The 20,223-nt window shown below is 61.8% G+C and carries 20 protein-coding genes; 7 read left to right on the top strand and 13 right to left on the bottom strand.

The features are described 5' to 3' along the window. Nucleotides 1-2: 2 nt before the first annotated feature. Entirely contained in the window at nt 3-1,496 is a 1,494-nt protein-coding gene (locus HZ99_RS06210) for a PAS domain S-box protein (protein ID WP_038441861.1), read from the bottom strand. Between the two features lie 193 nt (nt 1,497-1,689). Between HZ99_RS06210 and HZ99_RS06205 the strand changes: the two genes are divergently transcribed. From HZ99_RS06205 to HZ99_RS06185, 5 genes are all read left to right on the top strand, one after another. Further along, entirely contained in the window at nt 1,690-2,658 is a 969-nt protein-coding gene (locus HZ99_RS06205) for a hypothetical protein (RefSeq protein ID WP_038441860.1), read from the top strand. An 86-nt stretch (nt 2,659-2,744) separates the two neighbouring features. Then, the gene (locus HZ99_RS06200) at nt 2,745-3,365 is read left to right on the top strand and encodes a lipoprotein (protein ID WP_038441859.1); all 621 of its coding nucleotides are present in this window, start codon (nt 2,745-2,747) and stop codon (nt 3,363-3,365) included. A 79-nt stretch (nt 3,366-3,444) separates the two neighbouring features. Next, a complete protein-coding gene (locus HZ99_RS06195; RefSeq protein ID WP_038441858.1) occupies nt 3,445-3,789 on the top strand; it encodes an FKBP-type peptidyl-prolyl cis-trans isomerase in 345 nt (114 codons plus the stop codon). 186 nt (nt 3,790-3,975) lie between these two features. Next, nucleotides 3,976-5,196 (top strand): putative DNA modification/repair radical SAM protein, encoded by a 1,221-nt coding sequence (locus HZ99_RS06190; RefSeq protein ID WP_038441857.1) that lies wholly within the window; start codon nt 3,976-3,978, stop codon nt 5,194-5,196. After that, nucleotides 5,193-6,026: a TIGR03915 family putative DNA repair protein gene (locus HZ99_RS06185; protein ID WP_038441856.1), complete on the top strand. Its 834-nt coding sequence runs from the start codon at nt 5,193-5,195 to the stop codon at nt 6,024-6,026. The genes HZ99_RS06190 and HZ99_RS06185 overlap by 4 nt, the downstream gene beginning before the upstream one ends. 120 nt (nt 6,027-6,146) lie before the next feature. On the opposite strand, the gene HZ99_RS06180 is transcribed toward HZ99_RS06185, so the two are convergent. From HZ99_RS06180 to ctlX, 7 genes are all read right to left on the bottom strand, one after another. Then, a complete protein-coding gene (locus HZ99_RS06180; protein WP_038441855.1) occupies nt 6,147-6,644 on the bottom strand; it encodes an Lrp/AsnC family transcriptional regulator in 498 nt (165 codons plus the stop codon). Nucleotides 6,645-6,658: 14 nt separating this feature from the next. Beyond that, complete coding sequence (locus HZ99_RS06175) at nt 6,659-7,501, bottom strand: ABC transporter ATP-binding protein (RefSeq protein ID WP_038441854.1); 843 nt, start codon at nt 7,499-7,501, stop codon at nt 6,659-6,661. A 3-nt stretch (nt 7,502-7,504) separates the two neighbouring features. After that, nucleotides 7,505-8,218: an ABC transporter permease gene (locus HZ99_RS06170; RefSeq protein WP_038441853.1), complete on the bottom strand. Its 714-nt coding sequence runs from the start codon at nt 8,216-8,218 to the stop codon at nt 7,505-7,507. Then, a complete protein-coding gene (locus HZ99_RS06165) occupies nt 8,215-8,916 on the bottom strand; it encodes an ABC transporter permease (RefSeq protein WP_038441852.1) in 702 nt (233 codons plus the stop codon). The genes HZ99_RS06170 and HZ99_RS06165 overlap by 4 nt, the downstream gene beginning before the upstream one ends. A 102-nt stretch (nt 8,917-9,018) precedes the next feature. Beyond that, nucleotides 9,019-9,798: an ABC transporter substrate-binding protein gene (locus tag HZ99_RS06160; protein WP_038441851.1), complete on the bottom strand. Its 780-nt coding sequence runs from the start codon at nt 9,796-9,798 to the stop codon at nt 9,019-9,021. A 257-nt stretch (nt 9,799-10,055) separates the two neighbouring features. Then, nucleotides 10,056-11,102, bottom strand: a complete 1,047-nt coding sequence (locus HZ99_RS06155) for an ornithine cyclodeaminase (RefSeq protein ID WP_038441850.1) — start codon at nt 11,100-11,102, stop codon at nt 10,056-10,058. Nucleotides 11,103-11,113: 11 nt separating this feature from the next. Further along, entirely contained in the window at nt 11,114-12,040 is a 927-nt protein-coding gene (gene ctlX / locus HZ99_RS06150) for a citrulline utilization hydrolase CtlX (protein WP_038441849.1), read from the bottom strand. A 312-nt stretch (nt 12,041-12,352) separates the two neighbouring features. Between ctlX and HZ99_RS27655 the strand changes: the two genes are divergently transcribed. Then, nucleotides 12,353-13,243, top strand: coding sequence for a GNAT family acetyltransferase (locus tag HZ99_RS27655; RefSeq protein WP_080727678.1), 891 nt, complete (start codon nt 12,353-12,355; stop codon nt 13,241-13,243). 134 nt (nt 13,244-13,377) lie between these two features. Here the strand turns inward: HZ99_RS27655 and HZ99_RS06135 are convergent, their stop codons facing one another. From HZ99_RS06135 to HZ99_RS06115, 5 genes are all read right to left on the bottom strand, one after another. Continuing rightward, nucleotides 13,378-14,397: a branched-chain amino acid aminotransferase gene (locus HZ99_RS06135; RefSeq protein ID WP_038441848.1), complete on the bottom strand. Its 1,020-nt coding sequence runs from the start codon at nt 14,395-14,397 to the stop codon at nt 13,378-13,380. Nucleotides 14,398-14,593: 196 nt separating this feature from the next. Beyond that, nucleotides 14,594-15,973, bottom strand: a complete 1,380-nt coding sequence (lpdA, locus tag HZ99_RS06130; RefSeq protein WP_038441847.1) for a dihydrolipoyl dehydrogenase — start codon at nt 15,971-15,973, stop codon at nt 14,594-14,596. 4 nt (nt 15,974-15,977) lie between these two features. Beyond that, nucleotides 15,978-17,240, bottom strand: coding sequence for a dihydrolipoamide acetyltransferase family protein (locus HZ99_RS06125; protein ID WP_038441846.1), 1,263 nt, complete (start codon nt 17,238-17,240; stop codon nt 15,978-15,980). Then, nucleotides 17,241-18,299, bottom strand: coding sequence for an alpha-ketoacid dehydrogenase subunit beta (locus tag HZ99_RS06120; protein WP_038441845.1), 1,059 nt, complete (start codon nt 18,297-18,299; stop codon nt 17,241-17,243). Nucleotide 18,300: 1 nt separating this feature from the next. Then, nucleotides 18,301-19,536 carry a 3-methyl-2-oxobutanoate dehydrogenase (2-methylpropanoyl-transferring) subunit alpha gene (locus tag HZ99_RS06115; protein WP_038441844.1) on the bottom strand — a complete coding sequence of 412 codons (1,236 nt, stop codon included), beginning with the start codon at nt 19,534-19,536 and terminating at the stop codon, nt 18,301-18,303. A 196-nt stretch (nt 19,537-19,732) separates the two neighbouring features. On the opposite strand from HZ99_RS06115, the gene bkdR reads away from it, so the two are divergent. Beyond that, nucleotides 19,733-20,218, top strand: a complete 486-nt coding sequence (gene bkdR / locus HZ99_RS06110; protein ID WP_032860173.1) for a Bkd operon transcriptional regulator BkdR — start codon at nt 19,733-19,735, stop codon at nt 20,216-20,218. Nucleotides 20,219-20,223 lie beyond the last annotated feature (5 nt).

The raw sequence follows: 20,223 nt of genomic DNA, 5'->3' as shown, positions 1-20,223 counted from the left end.
AATCATGGCTTTTTGACTCGCCGCTCCCCGGCAAACAGCCCGCGCTCCCGCGCCCAGACGATCGCGGCGCTGCGGCTGTGCACGTTGAGCTTGGAATACACCGTAGCCACGTGATTGCGCACGGTGTTGGGCGCCAGTTTCAGGCGTGAGGCGATTTCCTTGTCGGCCAGGCCTTCACAGATCAGCCCCAGCACATCCCGTTCACGGGCGGTCAAGTCGGTGAAAGCAATGTTCGGCAGGTTGGGGCTGTTGACACTCTTGGCATTGGCCAGTTTTTCGATCAGGGTCTGGCTGAACCAGGACGCGTCCTTCATCACTTCCTCGATGGCCGACACCAACTCCAGCTCCGAGCGTTTGCGCTCGGTGATGTTCATCATCACCATCAGGTAACAGGGCGTGTCCTGGATGCTCACGGTGTCCGCCGACACTACGCAGTCAATCACCTCATTGCCTTTTTTGCGGATCTTCAGGTCCTGGCCGTCAAGGTTGCCGGCTTTTTCCAGGGTGGCGAACAACTGTGCGCAGGCCTCGCTGCTGTCGATAAAGTTGATCTCGTTGATGGACTTGCCGATCAACTCTTCGCTGGTGTAGCCGGTGATGGTCATGAATGCATCATTGACGTCCACCACCTGCTGGTTGCCCGCATCGCACACCAGGGTTGGCACGGGTGTCAGGCGGAAGGACTTGGCAAACCGTTCCTCGCTCTGGCGCAGGGCGGTTTCGGCCTTGCGCCGGGGTTCCAGGTCGGTGAAGGAAAACAGCATGCACTCCTCATCGTTCATATCCAGCGGCTGGCCGGCGACGATCACGAGTTTGCTACCGCCTTCTGGCAGTTTCAGCTCGGCTTGCATCTGTGGGATGGTCGAACCTTCGCCCAGGCGCTGGACCGCCAGTTCCTTGCGCTCGGCCTGTTCCAGTACATCCAGCTCGTACACCGAACGGCCGATCACCTGGTCGCGGTTGTAGCCAGTCATCTCCAGGAAGCCCTGGTTGACTTTGATATAGCGCAGATCACTCAAGCGGCAGATCACCGCCGGTGCCGGGTTGGCGTTGAAGGTCTTTTCAAAACGCTGTTCGGCGCTGGCCCATTCGGTGGCGTCGCTCAGGATCAGCACCAACAGCTCCGGCTTGCCGGTGCTATCGGTGAGCGCCAGGCTGCGCAGGCGATGGACCCAGGTGCGGTCGGGGTCGGCGGTGGGCGTGACTTCGACCACCACATCACTGAATTCTTCGCCGCTGGCCACCCGGCTCAGCGGGTAAGCCTCCAGGGCCAGCGGATGATTGTTGCGATAGCGCAGGGCAAAACGCTCGACGTATTCGGCCGTGTTGGCCCCCAGCCCGGCAATATCGTCCAGGCCATGCATGGCCAGCGCGGCTTCGTTGGCCCAGAGAATGCGCTGGTCGATCTCGGCGAGAATCACCCCATCGGACAGCCCGGAAATGATCTGCTGCAATTGGCGACGATTGGTTTCTTGGGCGAGGACGGCCTGGCTCATGGTTTCTCCAAAATGTGTTTACCCCTGTAGGAGCCGGCTCCTACAGGGGTACGACAACCCGGTCTCAGCATAGTGCAGTGCCAATTACCCTGTCCGGGTGCGAATGCACCAGTGGGTCTAGTGCAATTGTGCCGAGACCGCGGCTGTCGGTCTGGACACACTGATGGCCTACTCATTTGTCCAAGGAACGATCATGACCACCCTCTATGAAACCAACCGCTCGCCCTTTCGTGTGTCCTGGGGCTCGGTGCTGGCCGGTAGTGCAATTGCCCTGGTGACCTACCTGGTGCTGAGCGTATTGGGCACCGCCATCGGCGCCAGTGCAGTCGACCCCATGACGGCTGGCAACCCGCTGAATGGTTTTGGCACCGGTGCTGGGATCTGGCTGTTTGTGTCCACACTGCTGGCAATCGGCGTGGGCGCTTTTGTTGCCGGGCGCACCGCCCCGGATCGCGGCGGCCTGCATGGGGTCCTGAGCTGGACCATCACCACCTTGCTCACCACCTGGCTGCTGGCGGCATTGGCCACCAGTGTGGTCGGCGCCGCAGGCAATGTGGTGGGCAAAGGCCTGTCGGCGGCCGGTAGCGCAATTGCCACCGTGGCCCCTGGCATCAGCGACAGTGTCAAGCAGCAGTTGAACGAGAAGGGCGTCAGCCTGGACTGGAACAGCCTGCAGGGCGAACTCGACACCCTGCTCAAGCAAAGCGGCAAGGCTGAGCTGGATCCGGCCAAGGTCGAGCAAAAAGCTGACCAGGCCGCGGCAGACGGTCAGCAAGCGGCCACTGATGCCGCCACCAACCCGGCCCAGGCCGCGACCGAACTCAAGCAATGGTTCGAGCGCGTCAAGGCTTCCGGTGAGCCTGCGCTGAATGCGGCAGACAAAGAAGCACTGGTCAACATCGTTGCAGCCCGCACCGGCAAGAGCCAGGCCGAGGCCAGCCAGATCGTCGAGAACTATGCCCAGGCTTATCAGCAGGCCGTGCAGAAGGTCGAAGAACTGAAGGCCCAGGCCGAACAAAAGGCCCGTGAGGCTGGCGAAGTGGCGGCCAAGCAACTGTCCCGCGCGGCGTGGAGCACCTTGTTGATGTTGATATTGGGTGCAGCATTGAGTTTTGGCATCGGTCGGTTGGCCATTTCGACTCGCAAAGTACCTTTGGCTTGATCAACGCCCATTGATGTCTTGACCGCACTACCTGGCGTGAGCGCGTAAACTGTCGGTTTTTTACGCGCTCACGCAAAGGTACGCTTTTGACTCCGGTAAAAACCACAGCCCTCCTGCTCCTCACCACCCTGCTGGCGGCGTGCGGTACCTCACCGCCACGTACCCCTGACGACATCTGCGGTATCTTCCGCGAAAAGGACGACTGGTACGACGCGGCCAAAGTCACCCAGAAGCGCTGGGGTGTGCCGATCCAGGTGCCGTTCGCCATCATGTATCAGGAATCGGGCTTCCGGCAGAACGCCAAGACCCCACGCAAATACCTGTTGTGGATCATCCCCTGGGGCCGCGTCAGCACCGCTGCCGGCTACGCCCAGGCCAAGGATGAAGTGTGGGGCGACTACCAGAAAAGCACCGGCCGCAACTGGGCCAGCCGCCAGGACTTCGACGATGCCATCGACTTTGTCGGCTGGTACATGGACAAGACCGCCACCATCAACGGCGTGTACAAATACGATGCCTACGGCCAGTACCTGAACTACCACGAAGGTTGGGGCGGCTACCGTAACCGCACCTATGCCAGCAAAGCGTGGCTGTTGCCGGTTGCCGGCAAGGTCAAGGCCCGTTCCGATCTGTATGCGCGCCAGTATGCGGGGTGCAAGGCGGACCTGGAGCGGGGGCTCTGGGGACGGTTCTGGCGGTGGTTGTGAGGGTTGGGCTATGGCTACGCTTGCCAAAGCGCAATGATTCTGGGAAAACCCGAGCCTGTTGACCCTTACGAGATCCCCCATGCGCAATGACGAACTGCAAATCACCGACATCCGCCAAGGCGACGGCAAAACCGTGGTCAAGGGGGCGCTGATCACCACCCAGTACACCGGCACCCTGGAAGACGGCACGGTGTTTGATTCGTCCTGGGAACGGGGCAAGCCATTCCAGTGTGTGATTGGCACCGGGCGGGTGATCAAGGGGTGGGACCAGGGCTTGATGGGGATGCAGGTCGGTGGGGTGCGCAAGCTGTATGTGCCGGCCCATCTGGCCTATGGCGAGCGGGCAATGGGCGCGCATATCCAGCCCCATAGCAATCTGCATTTCGAGATTGAGTTGCTGGAAGTGCTGACGCGCGACGATTGAAGGCCTGAGCAACTGTAGGCGCCGGCTTGCCGGCGATGACGCCCCCACGTTCGCTGCAAGTCTTGGGGGCCTGGTCGCCGGCAAGCCGGCTCCTACAAAGATTTGTTTGACCGTTGGCCCGTATCTCCTTGAATAGCACGCGAAGCTACTGGTACTGTGTAAAAATACAGTATTCGGTAGCCCGCCATGCAGTTGATAGAAAAACTCAGCATCCTCGCCGACGCGGCCAAGTACGACGCCTCCTGCGCCAGCAGCGGGGCGCCCAAGCGCAGTTCCGAGGGCAAGGCCGGGCTGGGGTCGAGCGATGGCATGGGCATCTGCCACAGCTACACACCCGATGGGCGCTGTGTGTCGTTGCTCAAGGTGTTGCTGACCAATTTCTGCCTCTACGACTGCCAATACTGCGTCAACCGCCGCTCCAGCGATGTGCCCCGTGCACGGTTCAGCCCGGAGGAGGTGGTGAGCCTGACCCTGGACTTCTACCGGCGTAATTGCGTCAGCGGGCTGTTTCTCAGTTCGGGGATCATCCGTTCGGCGGACTACACCATGGAGCAACTGGTGCGGGTCGCCAAGTTGTTGCGCGAGGAGCATGACTTTCGCGGTTACATCCACCTCAAGACCATTCCCGAAGCCGACCCCGCGTTGATTGCCGAGGCCGGGCGTTATGCCGATCGCTTGAGCGTGAACATTGAACTGCCCACCGACAAGAGCCTGCAGACCCTCGCGCCACAGAAGCAGATCGGTTCGATCAAGCAGGCGATGCAGACGATCTTCACCGGCGAGCAAACCGTGCTCAACGAGCCCCGTTCACCGCGTTTTGCGCCGGCGGGACAAAGCACGCAGATGATCGTCGGTGCCGATGACACGGATGACAGCACCATCCTCCACGGTGCCGAAGCGTTGTATGGCAACTTCAAGTTGCGCCGGGTGTATTACTCGGCGTTCAGCCCGATTCCCAACAGCCCGAAAAGCGTGCCCCTGGCGGCACCGCCGCTGATGCGCGAGCACCGGTTGTACCAGGCTGATTTCCTGCTGCGCAGCTATGGGTTCCGCGCCAATGAATTGTTCGCGGGGCCGGGGGATCTGGCGCTGGATATCGATCCCAAGCTGGCCTGGGCCCTGGAACATCGCGAGGTGTTCCCGCTGGACCTGAACCGCGCCGAGGCGACGTTGATCGCACGGATCCCGGGGATTGGCCTGCGCACCACCGAGCGCCTGGTGGAACTGCGCCGGCAGCGCAAGATCCGTTTTGAAGACCTGGCGCGCATGCGTTGCGTGTTGGCCAAGGCCAAGCCGTTTTTCATCACCAGCGACTACCACCCCCAGCAGGCGGAAAGCACCAGCGTGCTGCTGCGCGAACAACTGCGTGATCGCCCGCAACCGCAACAGATGGGGTTGTGGGGATGATCAGCCTGGAATGCGACAACCTGTTCAGTACCTGGCGCGAGCAGGCGCGCTGGCTGCTCAGCCATCAGATCGACCCCAGCCATGTCAGTTGGGGCGAAGTGGAAGTGGCGGATCTGTTCGCCACCGATGAGCACTACCCGGCGTCCAACGGTCCGTTCCAGGCGCGCATTCCCAAGTCCCTGCTGGCGCTGCTGGAAAGTGCTGCCTGCTACCACGGCGAGCAACGCTGGAGCCTGCTGTATGAAGTGCTGTGGCGTGTCAGCCATGGCGACCGCACGGCGATGATGGCAGGCGACCAGTTGGGCAGCGAGTTGCAGCGGCGGATCAAGCAGGTACGGCGCGAAGCTCATCACCTGCATGCGTTTGTACGCTTTATCGCGCTGCCGGCGGCGGCAGGCCCGCAACTGCCGGAGTATGTGGCGTGGCACGAGCCGGCCCATGACATCCTGCACAGTGCCAGCCAGCACTTTATCGGGCGCATGGGCCGGCATCGCTGGATGATCGCCACGCCCCTGGATGGGGTGTATTACGACGGTGAGCAGTTGATCCATCAGCGCCAGTGCCCGGAGCAATGGCAGCAGTTGGCGCAGAATGTCGAGGATCCGCACAGTGCCATGTGGCTGACCTATTACAGCCATATCTTCAACCCGGCGCGGCTCAATCCCAAGGTCATGAAAGGGCACCTGCCGAGCCGGTTCTGGAAGAACTTGCCGGAGGGTAAGTTGATACCGGGGTTGATCAGTGAGGCACGCACGGGCAAGCAGCGGGACGGGCAGGCGAGCCTCGTGGCGGCTCGACGAGGTAAGAGAATATCAAGCGGGCACGGTTAAATGTGGGAGCGGGCTTGCTCGCGAATGCGGCGTATCAGTCAACCTATCCATCACTGACCCACCACATTCGCGAGCAAGCCCGCTCCCACATTTGATCTTCTGTGTATTGGGCCGAGCGTTTCAGGCCAACTCAGTCGCCGTGTTTTTCACCACCGCCAGCTCCGGGTGGGCCACCAGTTTGTCGATGTGCAGCTCATCGTTGTTCAACCAGGTTTCCGTCAGCACGCGGTAGTGCTCCATGTCCCGGCAGCGCATGCGCAGGCTGTAGTCGAAGGGGCCGCTGATCAATTGGCACTCGAACACCTGCGGGCAGGTCTTGACGCAGGCTTCAAAGGCCTTTTGCGCCGAGCGCCCGCTCTGGTTGGACAACGCCACCAATACCAGCAGCGACAACCCCGGCGAGACCATCTGCACATCGATGATCGCGCCGTAGCCGCGGATCACCCCGCGCCGTTCCAGCTTGCGCACCCGTTCCAGGCAGGGCCTGGGCGTCAGGTGCACCAGCGAAGACAGCTTCTCGTAGGTGATGCGCCCCTGATGGCGCAGTACATCGATGATGGCTTCATCAATGCGATCCAGCGCAGGGGAGGAATGGGGTCCGTTGGCCTTGGTATCCATGGTCGATTCTGTGTTCACTTCAAGCGGTTGGAGAGAAATTGTTGCAAGCGTTCGCTGTTGGGATGGTCGAGGATCTCGGCACTGCCTTGTTCTTCGACGCGGCCCTGGTGCAGAAACAGCACCTGGCTGGACACTTGCCGGGCAAAGCCCATTTCGTGGGTGACCATGAGCATGGTACGACCTTCCTCGGCCAACGTCTGTATGACTTTTAGGACTTCCCCTACAAGCTCTGGATCCAGTGCCGAGGTCGGTTCGTCGAACAGGATAATCTCCGGCTCCATGGCCAGGGCCCGGGCGATGGCCACGCGCTGTTGCTGGCCACCGGAAAGAAACGCCGGGTATTGATCGGCGACCCGGCCCGGCAGGCCGACTTTGTCCAGGTACATCCGCGCACGTTTTTCCGCCTCGGCGGCACTCACGCCCAACACCCGGCGCGGCGCCATGCAGATGTTTTCCAGCACGCTCATGTGGCTCCACAGGTTGAAGTGCTGGAACACCATGGCCAGGCGCGTGCGCAGGTTCTGCAGCTGCGCCTGGTGTGGGGCCTGGACGCCTGTGCGACCCTGGCGCATTTCAATGCTGGTGCCGTCCAGGGTGATCACCCCGGCGTCGGGCTGTTCGAGGAAATTGATGCAGCGCAGCAGGGTGCTCTTGCCGGAGCCGCTGGCGCCGATCAGGCTGATCACATCGCCTTTGCTGGCGTTGAGTGAAACCCCCTTGAGCACTTCATGCTCGCCGTAGCTTTTGTGCAGGTCTTCGACCTTGAGCTTGACGTTGGCGCCGGCCGCCACCACGCTCGGGCGTGGCGCGGCAATGTGCGTGGGATGAACGGCCAGGGCCTGTGCGGACTGATTCATAAGTTAGCCTCGGGTCGGGACAAGAAAGCGCATCCAGCGTTGTTCGGCCAGTCGGAACAGGCCTACCAATGCAAAGGACAGCAGCATGTACAGCAGCGCGGCAATGCCGAAGGCCTGGAACGTGAGGAACGTTTCGGCATTGGCATCGCGGGCCACCTTGAGGATGTCGGCGATGGTTGCGGTAAACGCCAGGGACGTGGCGTGCAGCATCAGGATCATTTCGTTGCTGTAGGCCGGCAACGCGCGGCGCAGCGCAGCGGGGATCACCACGAACAGGTTCATCCGCCAGCCGTGCAAGCCATACGCCCGTGCGGCTTCAATTTCACCGTGGGGAATATTGCGAATGGCCCCGGCGAAGATTTCCACGGTGTAGGCACAGGTGTTGAGTACAAACGCCAGCAGGGTGCAGTTCAATGCATTGCGGAAAAACTGATTGAGCAGGGCGTTGTCCTGCACCACTTCCAGGCTGTACAGGCCGGTGTAGCAAATCAGCAACTGGATATACAGGGGCGTGCCGCGAAACAGATAGGTGTACACCTCCACCGGCCAACGTAGCCAGAAGTGCTCGCTGACGCGGGCAATGGCCAACGGGATCGACAGGAAAAACCCGATGACCACCGACACGATAAACAGCCACAAGGTCATGGCCACCCCGGAGAAACCCGAGCCATCGGTCCACAGGTACGCCAGGCCGTATTGCTGGATCAGTTCAATCATTGCGCGACCCCCTTGATGCCAACGTTGTAGCGCCGTTCCAGGCGTTTGAAGATGCGGTTGGAGAGGGTGGTGATCACCAGGTACACCAGGCCTGCGAGGATCAGGAAGTACAACGGGTCATGGGTGCTCTTGCCGGCGTTCTGCGCGGCCTTGACCAGGTCTGCCAGGCCGATGATCGACACCAGCGCCGTGGACTTGAGCAGCACCAGCCAGTTATTGCCCAGCCCCGGCAACGCAAACCGCATCAATTGCGGGAACATCACCAGCACAAACCGTTGCCAGCGGCTCAAGCCGTAGGCCGTTGCTGCTTCCAGCTGGCCCACGGGCACACTGAGCATGGCGCCGCGAAAGTTCTCGGTGAAATACGCACCGTAGATAAAGCCCAGGGTGATCACACCAGCGGTGAATGGATCGATTTCAAAGTAACTCCAGCCGAGCCTCTCGGTCAGGTCATTGAGCCACAGTTGCAGGCTGTAGAAGATCAGCAGGATCAGCACCAGGTCCGGCACGCTGCGGATCAGGGTGGTGTAGAGCGTGGCCGGGATGCGCAACAGCTTGTGGCTGGACAGCTTGGCACCGGCGGCGATCAGGCCCAGGGTCAGGCTCAGGACCAGCGCGAGGAACGCCAGCTTGATGGTCATCCAGGCACCCTGGGCCAACAGCGGGCCGAAGCCTTGCAGGTTGAGGAGTTCATTCACGGGAAAGTCTCGATAGAACCGGTAGGAACCTGCTGCAAATGGCGGTGCTTATCGCATCGTCATCGTTGGCAAGCCGGCTCCTACGGGAGATAGGGCGGGGGATTACTCGTGATAGATATCTTCGTCACCGAAGTACTTCTTCTGGATCAGCGCGTAAGTGCCATCCGCCTGGATGGCCGCGATGCCCTTGTTGATCAGCGCCAGCAACTCCTGGTCGTTCTTGCGCAGGCCCATGGCAATGTCCAGCGGCAGGGTCGGGTCTTTGAAGGCCGGGCCGGACTGGTAGTCGGCGCCTTCAGGCTTGGACAGGAAGTTGAGCTGGGCTTCGAGCTTGTCGGTCAGCGTCGCATCGAGGCGGCCGTTTTGCAGGTCGGCGTAATTCTGGTCCTGGGACTGATACGCCTTGACCTGGGCACCGAGCTTGGCCAGGTGGGCACGGGCATAGGCTTCCTGCAGCGAGCCCTGGAGCACGCCGACCTGTTTGCCCTTGAGGGATTGCGGGGTGTCGCCGAAGCCGGCGCCTTTACGGGTGATGACTGAGGTGGGGCTCAGGAACAGGCGGTCACTGAAGTCGATCTGTTTTTGCCGGGCCGGGGTCACGGCCATGGAGGACATAATGGCGTCGAACTTGCGCGCACGCAGCGCCGGGATCATGCCGTCGAATTCGTTATGGACCCAGGTGCACTTGACTTCAAGCTTGGCGCAGATGGCGTTGCCCAGCTCAATGTCGAAACCCTGCAGGCTGCCATCGGCGGCCACGGACTCGAAGGGTGGGTACTCGGGGAACACGCCGAAACGGATTTCTTTCCATTCCTGGGCCTGGGCGGCGGTGGCGCACAAAGGCAGGAGCAGCGCGGCGACGAGTGATCGAAGCGGAGTCATGGTGGTTTCCCTATATTTTGTAATTAATGTCAGGGCGGTAGAAAGGGTGCGGCATGCATTCATTTGCTGACTCTTTGGTCGCGCTCAGAATGCTGCATGGTGGTGCGTTTTTTGTGTCGTTTACCTAGGCCTTGGCACGCGGAATGCGCTGTTAAAACGCAGGTGCCAGCGGAATCGGCTGAACCACCCTGCATATCGGCTTTTCAAACCGTTGTTTGCGGCCCGCCGCTCGTGCAAAGCGGCAGGCCAGAGCGGTTTCAGGCACGCTTTTTATGCTGTGCGAGCGGTTGCCGGGCCAGGCGGGCGAACAGGTCCTTGGGGTCGGCCAGGTCCGGTACCAGTTCCAGCTCGCTGCCCACGTCCAGGGCCTTGGCCACATCCAGCACATAACGCAGGGCCGAGTAGTCTTCGAGGGCAAAACCCACCGAGTCGAACAAGGTGACCTGGCGTGCATTTTCCCGGCCCGGTTTCTGGCCGTTGATCACTTGCCACAGCTCGGTGACCGGCGAATCCTCGGGCATATGCTGGATTTCGCCTTCGATACGGCTTTGCGGTTCGTACTCGACGATCACCCGGGCACGCTCGACGATGCGGCGGTCCAGTTCGGTCTTGCCGGGGCAGTCGCCGCCGACCGCGTTGAGGTGCATGCCGGGCTCGATCATGTCGTCGGTGAGGATAGTGGCGTAGGCCTTGTCGGCGGTGACAGTGGTGACGATATCGGCGCCTTTCACCGCTTCGGCAACGCTGCCGGCCAGGGTCACTTTGATGGCCGGGAAGGCCTTGAGGTTGTTCGCCAGCTTGTGCATGGCCTGGGTATCGATATCGAACAGGCGGATGTCATTGATGCCCAGCAACGCATGGAAGGCCAGGGCCTGGAATTCACTTTGCGAGCCGTTGCCGATCAACGCCATGCTGCGGCTGTTGTCCCGGGCCAGGTAGCGGGCGACCAGGGCCGACGTGGCGGCGGTGCGGATCGCGGTGGTCAGGGTCATCTCGCTGAGCAACACCGGTTTGCCGGTATCCACATCCCCCAGGGCGCCGAATGCCATGACGGTGAGCATGCCGCTCTGGGTGTTTTTCGGGTGGCCGTTGACGTATTTGAAGGCATACAACGAGGCATCCGAGACCGGCATCAGCTCGATCACGCCCTCGGGCGAGTGGTTGGCCAGGCGTGCGCACTTCTCGAAATCATTCCAGCGCAGGTAGTCGGCGCGGATGTACTCGGCCATCTCCGAGATGCAGGTTTGCAGGCCTTTTTGCGATACCAGGTAGCTGAGGTCGTTGACGTCGATGTAACGGGTCATGGGCAAACTCCTTATTGGAATGAGGCGCGGGCTGGAAGATGCACTTCGGCCAGCATGCAGCGGGCACTGCCGCCGCCGATGCGTTCGATGTTGTCGATATTCACCACCACCGGGTGGGTGTGGCGCTCCACATGCTGGCGCTGCGCCGGTTTGAGCGAGCGCCAGGCGCTGGCAGACATCACCAGCAACGGCCGGCCGTCGCGGTCGTGGACCTCCAGCATGTTGCCGGCGAAGGCCTCCAACTGGTCGAAGTCCAGGGCCAGGATGTCTTTGCCGGTGTCGCGCAGGGAGCGTTCCAGGCCCTGGCGCTCGTGGTCTTCGGGCAGCGCTTGCAGGCACACCACCGACAGGTCGCGGCCAACGCTCATCATCACGTTGCTGTGGTAGATCGGAGCGTGATGGCGGTCGACGGCGTGGAAGGCACAGACCTGATAGTCCAGGCGCTCGGCGAACTGGCGCAGGGCATCGCGGTGGGTGCGTGCGGAGTGGCAGGCGTAGCTGATCCGATGCTGACGGTCGAGGACCATGCTGCCGGTGCCTTCGAGGAACATGTTCTGTTGTTCCAGGTGGCTGAAGTCGATGGTGTCTTTGATCGCGAAGCGTTGCTCCAGCACTTGCAACACCCCTTTGTTGCGCTCCAGTCGCCGGTTCTGGCCTTCCATCGGGTACAGCACCAGGCTGCCGTCGGCATGGCTGCTCCACCAGTTGTTGGGGAAGATCGAGTCCGGGGTATGGGGCGCAGGCGTGTCCTGTACCACCAAGACGTCCACGCCATGCTGGCGCAGGGTGTCGACGTAACCGTCGAACTCTTCCAGCGCTTTGTGCTGTGCGGCCTGGGGATCGGCGGGGGCGCGTTGGAAGCGGTTGTTGGTCGCGGTGTCCGGGTTAAAGGCAAAGTGCGCCGGGCGGATCATCAGCACGGTATTGGTGGTTTGCATGGGGGCACGGGTCCATGGGGTTGGGCATTGGGGCTATTTTGTGCGCTCTGGTCGCAGAATCCCGGCTGAAACAGGGGAGTGGCCCAGCCGGGAAAGCTGAAAACAGGGGTATGGCAGCCGAATCGGCTGTAGTGTCGAGCGCCGCTCAAAATGTGGGAGCGGGCTTGTGTGGGAGCTGGCTTGCCAGCGATAGCATCACCGCGGTGTACCTGACACACCGAGGTGCCTGCATCGCGGGCAAGCCCGGCTCCCACACAAGCCCACACATAGGTATTGTGGTGGCTGTCATAACGCTGTCCGTCAGGAGGAGTCATGCCTACCGCCGTCCGCCTCGCCCACCCCACCGATGCCGAAGGCATCAGCCAAGTCATCCTGGCGGCCCTGCACAGCAGCAACGCCGGCGACTACCCGGCGGACGTGATTGCCCGCGTGGCGAGCAACTTCACACCGCAGGCGGTCCTGCAATTGCTGACGCGGCGTACCGTGCTGGTTGCACTCCAGGATCAGCAAATCGTCGCGACCGCCGCCCTGGACGCCAATGTCGTGCGTTCGGTGTTCGTCAACCCGGCGCTGCAAAGGCAGGGCATCGGCCGCGCGCTGATGCTCGAAATCGAACGACTGGCCCGTGAGGCTGGGGTCACGGTATTGAGCGTACCGTCGTCCCTCACCGCCGAGCCGTTCTATACCAAGCTGGGGTTCCATACCGTGCGCGATGTGTACCACGGCAACGAGCGCACCCTGGTGATGGAGAAGGCATTGTCGTCCCGCCACCCCATCGGGCCTTACTGCGACCGCCTGCATCGTGCCCAGGTCGCGGTGTTATGGCAGACGGCGTTTGGCTACGACACCCCGCATAACCGGTCGGAGTTGGCGATTGATAAAAAGCGCGTGGTGGATGATGGGCTGTTCTTTGTTGCCACCCACGGCAAGGCCGTGATCGGCACCTTGATGGCAGGTTACGACGGACATCGTGGCTGGTTGTATTCGCTGGCCGTGCATCCCGACTACCGCCGGCAAGGCCTGGGCGCGTCGTTGGTGCGGCATGGGGAACAGGCATTGATTGCCTTGGGTTGTCTGAAGATCAACTTGCAGATCACTTCGGGCAATGAGGCGGTGGTGGGGTTCTACGAGGCGCTGGGGTATGGCGTGGAACCGAGGATCAGCATGGGCAAGAAGATTAAGCAGAACCTGCCCAAATCCTGAAACCATCGCCAGACACATGTGGGAGGGGGCTTGCTCGCGAATGCGGTGGGTCAGCCAACAGCTTTGTGACTGATCCACCGCATTCGCGAGCAAGCCCGCTCCCACACAAGCCTGCTCCTACAATCAGTGTTGGCTTAGACCTTGACGATCCAGCCCGCCGGCGCTTCAACGTCGCCGGACTGCACGCCCGTCAGCTCTTTGTAGAGCTTCTGGGTGACCGGGCCGACTTCTTTTTCGCTGTAGAACACATGCAACTTGTCTTTGTACTCGATCCCGCCGATCGGCGTGATCACGGCTGCGGTACCGCAGGCACCGGCTTCCTTGAAGTCTGCCAGCTTGTCGATCAGCACGTCGCCTTCGACCACTTCCAGGCCCAGGCGGGTCTTGGCCAGTTCGATCAGCGACAGGCGAGTGATGCCGGGCAGCACCGACGGCGAGTTCGGGGTAACGAACTTGTTGTCGTGGGTGATGCCGAAGAAGTTGGCCGAACCGACTTCTTCGATTTTCGAGTGGGTGGCCGGGTCCAGGTAGATGCAGTCGGCAAAGTTGGCTTTTTTCGCCAGGGAGCCGGGCATCAGGCTGGCCGCGTAGTTGCCACCGACCTTGGCGGCGCCGGTGCCGTTCGGCGCAGCGCGGTCGTAGCCGGAGATCAGGAAGTTGTGCGGGGTCAGGCCGCCCTTGAAGTAGGCGCCGACCGGGATGCAGAAGATCGAGAAGGTGAACTCGGGCGCGGTACGCACGCCGATGTTGTCACCGGTACCGATCACGAACGGGCGCAGGTACAGCGCGCCGCCGGTGCCGTACGGCGGGATGAAACGCTCGTTGGCGCGGACCACTTCCTTGCAGGCGTCGATGAAGGCTTCGGTCGGCACTTGCGGCATCAGCAGGCGGGCGCAGCTGCGTTGCATGCGGGCGGCGTTCTGGTCCGGGCGGAACAGGTTGATCGAGCCGTCCTTGCAGCGATAGGCCTTGAGGCCTTCAAAGCATTGCTGGCCATAGTGCAGGGCGGTGGAGCCCTCGCTGATGTGCAGCACGTTGTCGTCGGTCAGGGTGCCTTCTTGCCAGGCGCCGTCTTTCCAGATCTGGAGGAAGCGCTTGTCGGTCTTGATGTAGTCAAAACCCAATTTGTCCCAATTGATGCTTTCGTTACTCATGACACCCTCTATCTCTTCGCAACCGCCTGGTCGAAGGCAGGCTTTCGGTTTATTTCTGGATGGGCGCAACAATACTTCATTCTTGGCTTGTGTGGGAGCGGGCTTGCTCGCGAATACGGTGGGTCAGTGGTGGATATGTTGACTGATACACCGCATTCGCGAGCAAGCCCGCTCCCACATTTGGATCGCATTGACGTTACAGGTGCAACGCATGCCCCAAGGCCCGCAAGGCTGCTTCCTGCACCGCTTCACCCAAGGTCGGATGGGCATGAATGGTACCGGCCACATCCTCCAGGCGTGCGCCCATCTCCAGGCTCAGGCCAAACGCCGTGGACAGCTCGGACACCCCAACCCCCACCGCCTGCCAGCCGACAATCAGGTGATTGTCACGACGCGCCACCACCCGCACGAAGCCGGTCTTGGACTCCAGGGTCATGGCCCGGCCATTGGCGGTGAACGGGAAGCTCGAAACGATGCAATCCAGGCCCGCCGCCCTGGCTTCGTCCGGGGTCTTGCCGATCACCACCAGTTCCGGGTCGGTAAAGCACACTGCCGGGATCGCCGCCGGGTTGAACTCCCGGGATTTGCCGCTGATCAGCTCGGCCACCATCTCGCCCTGGGCCATGGCCCGGTGCGCCAGCATCGGCTCGCCGCTCAGGTCGCCGATGGCCCACACGTTGCGCATGCTGGTCTGGCAACGGTTGTCGATCTTGATCGCTGCGCCGTTCATCGCCAGGTTCAAGGCTTCCAGGTTCCAGCCCTGGGTGTTGGGTCTACGACCGACGGCCACCAGCACCTGATCGGTTTCCAGGGCCAGGGTGTCGCCGTCCGGATCGCGTACTTGCAGGCTGGAGCCTTCAAAACCCGTGACGCTGTGCTTGAGGTACAGCTTGACCCCCAATTGCTTGAGGGATTCGGCCACCGGTTGTGTCAGCTCGGCGTCGTAGGCCGGCAGGATGCGGTCCTGGGTTTCGACCACGCTGACCTCGGCACCGAGCTTGCGATAGGCAATCCCCAGTTCCAGGCCGATATAGCCGCCACCGACCACGATCAAACGCTTGGGCACACGGGTCGGCGCCAGGGCTTCGGTGGACGAGATGATCGGCCCGCCAATCGGCAGCATCGGCAGGTTGACGCTTGTCGAGCCGGTGGCCAGCAGCAAGTGCTCGCACTGGATGCGTTGGTCGCCCACCTCCACGGTCTTGCCGTCGATGACCCTGGCCCAGCCGTGGATCACCTGGACCTTGTGCTTTTTCAGCAGCGCGGCAACCCCGGTGGTCAGGCGATCGACGATACCGTCCTTCCATTCGACGCTCTTGCGGATATCCAGGGTCGGCACATCCACGTCGATGCCCAGGGCCGAACCCTGGCTCAGGTGGACGGTTTGCTGGAACTGTTCGGCAACGTGTATCAGCGCCTTGGACGGAATGCAGCCGATGTTCAGGCAAGTGCCGCCCAATGCCTGGCCTTCTACCAGGATGGTGGGGATGCCCAGTTGGCCGGCGCGAATCGCCGCCACATAACCACCAGGGCCGCCGCCGATAATCAGCAGCGTGGTCTGTAATGTCTGAGTCATGCCCTTACTCCAGGAACAGGCTGGCGGGTTGTTCGAGCAGGCCACGGATGGCCTGGATGAATTGCGCCGCGTCCATGCCGTCGACCACCCGGTGATCGAAGGAGCTGGAAAGGTTCATCATCTTGCGGATCACGATCTGCCCCTTGATCACCATCGGCCGCTCAACGATACGGTTGACGCCGACAATCGCCACTTCCGGCAGGTTCAGCACCGGGGTGCTGACAATCCCGCCCAACGCGCCGAGGCTGGTCAGGGTGATGGTCGAGCCCGACAACTCGTCGCGGCTGGCCTTGCCATTGCGCGCGGCAGTGGCCAGGCGGGTGATTTCTTCAGCGGTGCTCCACAGGCTGCGTGCCTCGGCGTGACGCACCACCGGCACCATCAGGCCGACATCGCTCTGGGTGGCAACCCCCACATGCACCGCACCGAGGCGGGTGATGACCTGGGCTTCATCGTCATAACGCGCATTGATCTGCGGGAAATCACGCAAGGCCACGACCATCGCGCGCACCAGGAACGGCAGCAATGTCAGCTTGCCGCGGCTGGCGCCGTGTTTTTCATTGAGGTGTACGCGCAAGTCGTCGAGAGCGGTCACGTCGATCTCTTCGACGTAGCTGAAATGCGCCGCGCGGCGGGTCGCATCCTGCATGCGCTGGGCGATCTTGCGGCGCATGCCGATCACCGGGATCTGCTCTTCGTCGTTGCGTTCGGCATACGGGTTGGCGCCCGCCGAGGCCCGCGTGGTGCCCTGTTGCAGATACGCCTCAAGGTCTTCATGCAGAATGCGCCCGGCCGGGCCCGAGCCCTGTACCAGACGCAACTGGATCCCGGCATCCAGCGCATGCTTGCGCACGGCGGGGGAGGCCAGCGGGCGCTCATTGGCGTCGCGGGCCACAGGGGCCGGGGCTGCCGCCACCGCCACCGGCTTGGCTGGCGGTTTGCTCTCAATCACGGGCGCCTTGACTTCGGCCTTCGGTGCAGGCGCGGCGTGCTCAACCACCGCCGACTCCTTGGTATTGCCTGCGCCTTCGACTTCAATGCTGATCAGGATACTGCCCACCGCCATGACCTCCCCCGGCTCGCCGCCGAGGGCAATCACCTTGCCATGGACCGGCGAGGGGATATCCACCATGGCCTTGTCGGTCATGACATCCGCCAGCACCTGGTCTTCCACGACCATGTCGCCGACCTTGACATGCCATACCGACAACTCAACCTCTGCGATGCCTTCGCCAATGTCCGGCATCTTGATAACGTGCGTGCCCATTCAGACCTCCATGACCCGTTGCAAAGCCGCGCCCACACGGGTCGGGCCAGGGAAATACGCCCACTCTTGTGCGTGGGGGTAGGGGGTGTCCCAACCGGTCACACGCTCGATAGGCGCTTCCAGGTAATGGAAGCAGTGTTCCTGCACCAACGACACCAGTTCGGCACCAAAGCCGCAGGTGCGTGTGGCTTCGTGTACCACCACGCAACGGCCGGTCTTTTTCACCGATTTGACGATGGTTTCCAGGTCCAGTGGCCACAGGCTGCGCAGGTCGATGACTTCGGCGTCGATCCCGGTTTCTTCGGCGGCCACTTGCGACACATAGACCGTGGTGCCATAGGTCAGCACGGTGACGGCCGATCCCGGGCGCACGATGGCGGCCACGTCCAGCGGTACGGTGTAGTAGCCGTCGGGCACCTGCGCTTGCGGGTGCTTGGACCACGGCGTTACCGGGCGGTCGTGGTGGCCGTCGAACGGGCCGTTGTACAGGCGCTTGGGTTCGAGGAAGATCACCGGGTCATCGTTTTCGATGGAGGCGATCAGCAGGCCCTTGGCGTCATAGGGGTTGGACGGCATCACCGTGCGCAGGCCGCAGACCTGGGTGAATACCGCTTCGATACTCTGGCTGTGGGTCTGGCCGCCGTAGATGCCGCCGCCGCAGGGCATGCGCATGGTCAACGGCGCGGTGAACTGGCCGGCCGAGCGATAACGCAGGCGCGCCGCTTCCGAGATGATCTGGTCGGTGGCCGGGTATACGTAGTCGGCGAATTGAATTTCGGCCACCGGGCGCAGGCCATAGGCCCCCATGCCCACGGCCACACCGACGATGCCGCTTTCGGAGATCGGTGCGTCAAACACCCGCGAGGTGCCGTACTTGGTCTGCAAGCCTTCGGTGCAACGGAACACGCCGCCGAAGTACCCGACGTCCTGGCCGAATACCACCACATTGTCGTCGCGCTCAAGCATCACATCCATGGCCGAGCGCAGGGCCTGGATCATGGTCATGGTGGTGGTGGTCATGGCGGTTTCCAACTCGATTTTATGGTTGTGATCGTTCATGTCAGATCCCCAACGCTTGACGCTGGCGCTTCAAGTGCTCCGGCATCTCTTTGTAGACGTCTTCGAACATGCTCGCGGCGCTTGGAATCTGGCCACCGGCCAGGGTGCCGTACTGTTCGGCTTCTTTCTGCGCGCTGAGCACTTGGGCTTCAAGCTCTGCACTGACCGCGGCGTGTTCCTCTTCGGACCACTGGCCAATCTTGATCAGGTGTTGCTTGAGGCGGGCAATCGGGTCGCCCAGGGGGAAGTGGCTCCAGTCATCGGCAGGCCGGTATTTGGACGGGTCATCAGAGGTGGAGTGGGGGCCGGCGCGGTAGGTGACCCATTCGATCAGGGTCGGGCCGAGGTTGCGGCGCGCGCGTTCGGCGGCCCAGGCAGAGGCGGCGTAGACGGCGATAAAGTCGTTGCCGTCCACCCGCAGGGACGCGATGCCGCAACCCACGCCGCGTCCGGCAAAGGTCGTGGCTTCACCGCCGGCGATGGCCTGGAAGGTGGAGATCGCCCACTGGTTGTTGACCACGTTGAGGATCACCGGCGCCCGGTACACGTGGGCGAAGGTCAGGGCGGTGTGAAAGTCCGATTCGGCGGTGGCACCATCGCCGATCCACGCCGAGGCGATCTTGGTATCGCCCTTGATCGCGGAGGCCATGCCCCAGCCCACACCCTGTACGAATTGGGTGGCGAGGTTGCCGGAAATGGTGAAGAAACCAAAGTCTTTTACCGAATACATGATCGGCAACTGGCGGCCCTTGAGCGGGTCGCGCTCGTTGGACAACAGTTGGCAGATCAGGTCAACCAGAGGCACTTCGCGGGCCATCAGGATGCTTTGCTGGCGGTAGGTGGGGAAGCACATGTCGTCGATGTTCAAGGCCAGGGCCTGGGCGCTGCCGATGGCTTCCTCGCCAAGGCTCTGCATGTAGAACGACATTTTTTTCTGCCGCTGGGCGACCACCATGCGGTTGTCGAAGATCCGTGTCTTGAGCATGGCGCGCATGCCGCGGCGTAAAATTTCTACGGGCACGCCTTCAGCCCATGGGCCCAGGGCCTGGCCCTGGTCGTCGAGCACACGGATCAGGCCCTTGGCCAGGTCGGCGGTGTCGGCGGGTTCTACGTCAATGGCGGGTTTGCGCACCGTACCGGCGTCCGTCAGACGCAGGTAGGTAAAGTCGGTTTTGCAACCTGGGCGGCCGGAAGGCTCGGGAACGTGCAGGCGCAGCGGTTCATATTGCTGGGTCATGGCTTTCTACGCTCGATCTTGTGGATTTCTTATAGTGGGCGCGCTTAGCTGACAGTCAGTCCCCGGGTAAGGGAAATCTTGTCCTACAACAATCATAGGCCGGGCTGAGGAGAATATTTATCTCTGTTTGGTTGCGCCTGAGATCATTTGCGGATAAAAAATCTGCATAAACATAATAAACAGGTGGTTTTGTCTCATGCGCAAGCTGGACCGTATCGATATCGGGATTCTCAACAGCCTTCAGGAGAACGCCCGCATCACCAATGCCGACCTCGCACGTTCGGTCAACCTGTCGCCCACGCCGTGTTTCAACCGGGTCAAGGCCATGGAGGAACTGGGCCTGATCCGTGACCAGGTCACCTTGTTGGACGCTGATTTGCTGGGGCTGCACGTCAATGTGTTTATCCATGTCAGCCTGGAAAAACAGAACGAACTGGCGTTGCAACAGTTCGAGGGGGCGATTTCCGACCGGCCGGAGGTGATGGAGTGCTACCTGATGGCCGGCGATCCCGACTACCTGATCCGGGTGCTGGTGCCGACCATCCAGTCGCTGGAGCGCTTTATGATGGATTTCCTGACCAAGGTACCGGGGGTGGCGAACATCCGGTCGAGCTTTGCGCTCAAGCAGGTGCGCTACAAGACGGCACTACCGCTGCCGGCCAATGGCATCAACCTGGGCTGACAGCT

This window comes from Pseudomonas fluorescens (assembly GCF_000730425.1).
GTDB lineage: Bacteria > Pseudomonadota > Gammaproteobacteria > Pseudomonadales > Pseudomonadaceae > Aquipseudomonas > Aquipseudomonas fluorescens_X.
Note: the sequence above shows the minus strand (reverse complement) of the source record. Positions and strands in the feature narration are given on the sequence as shown.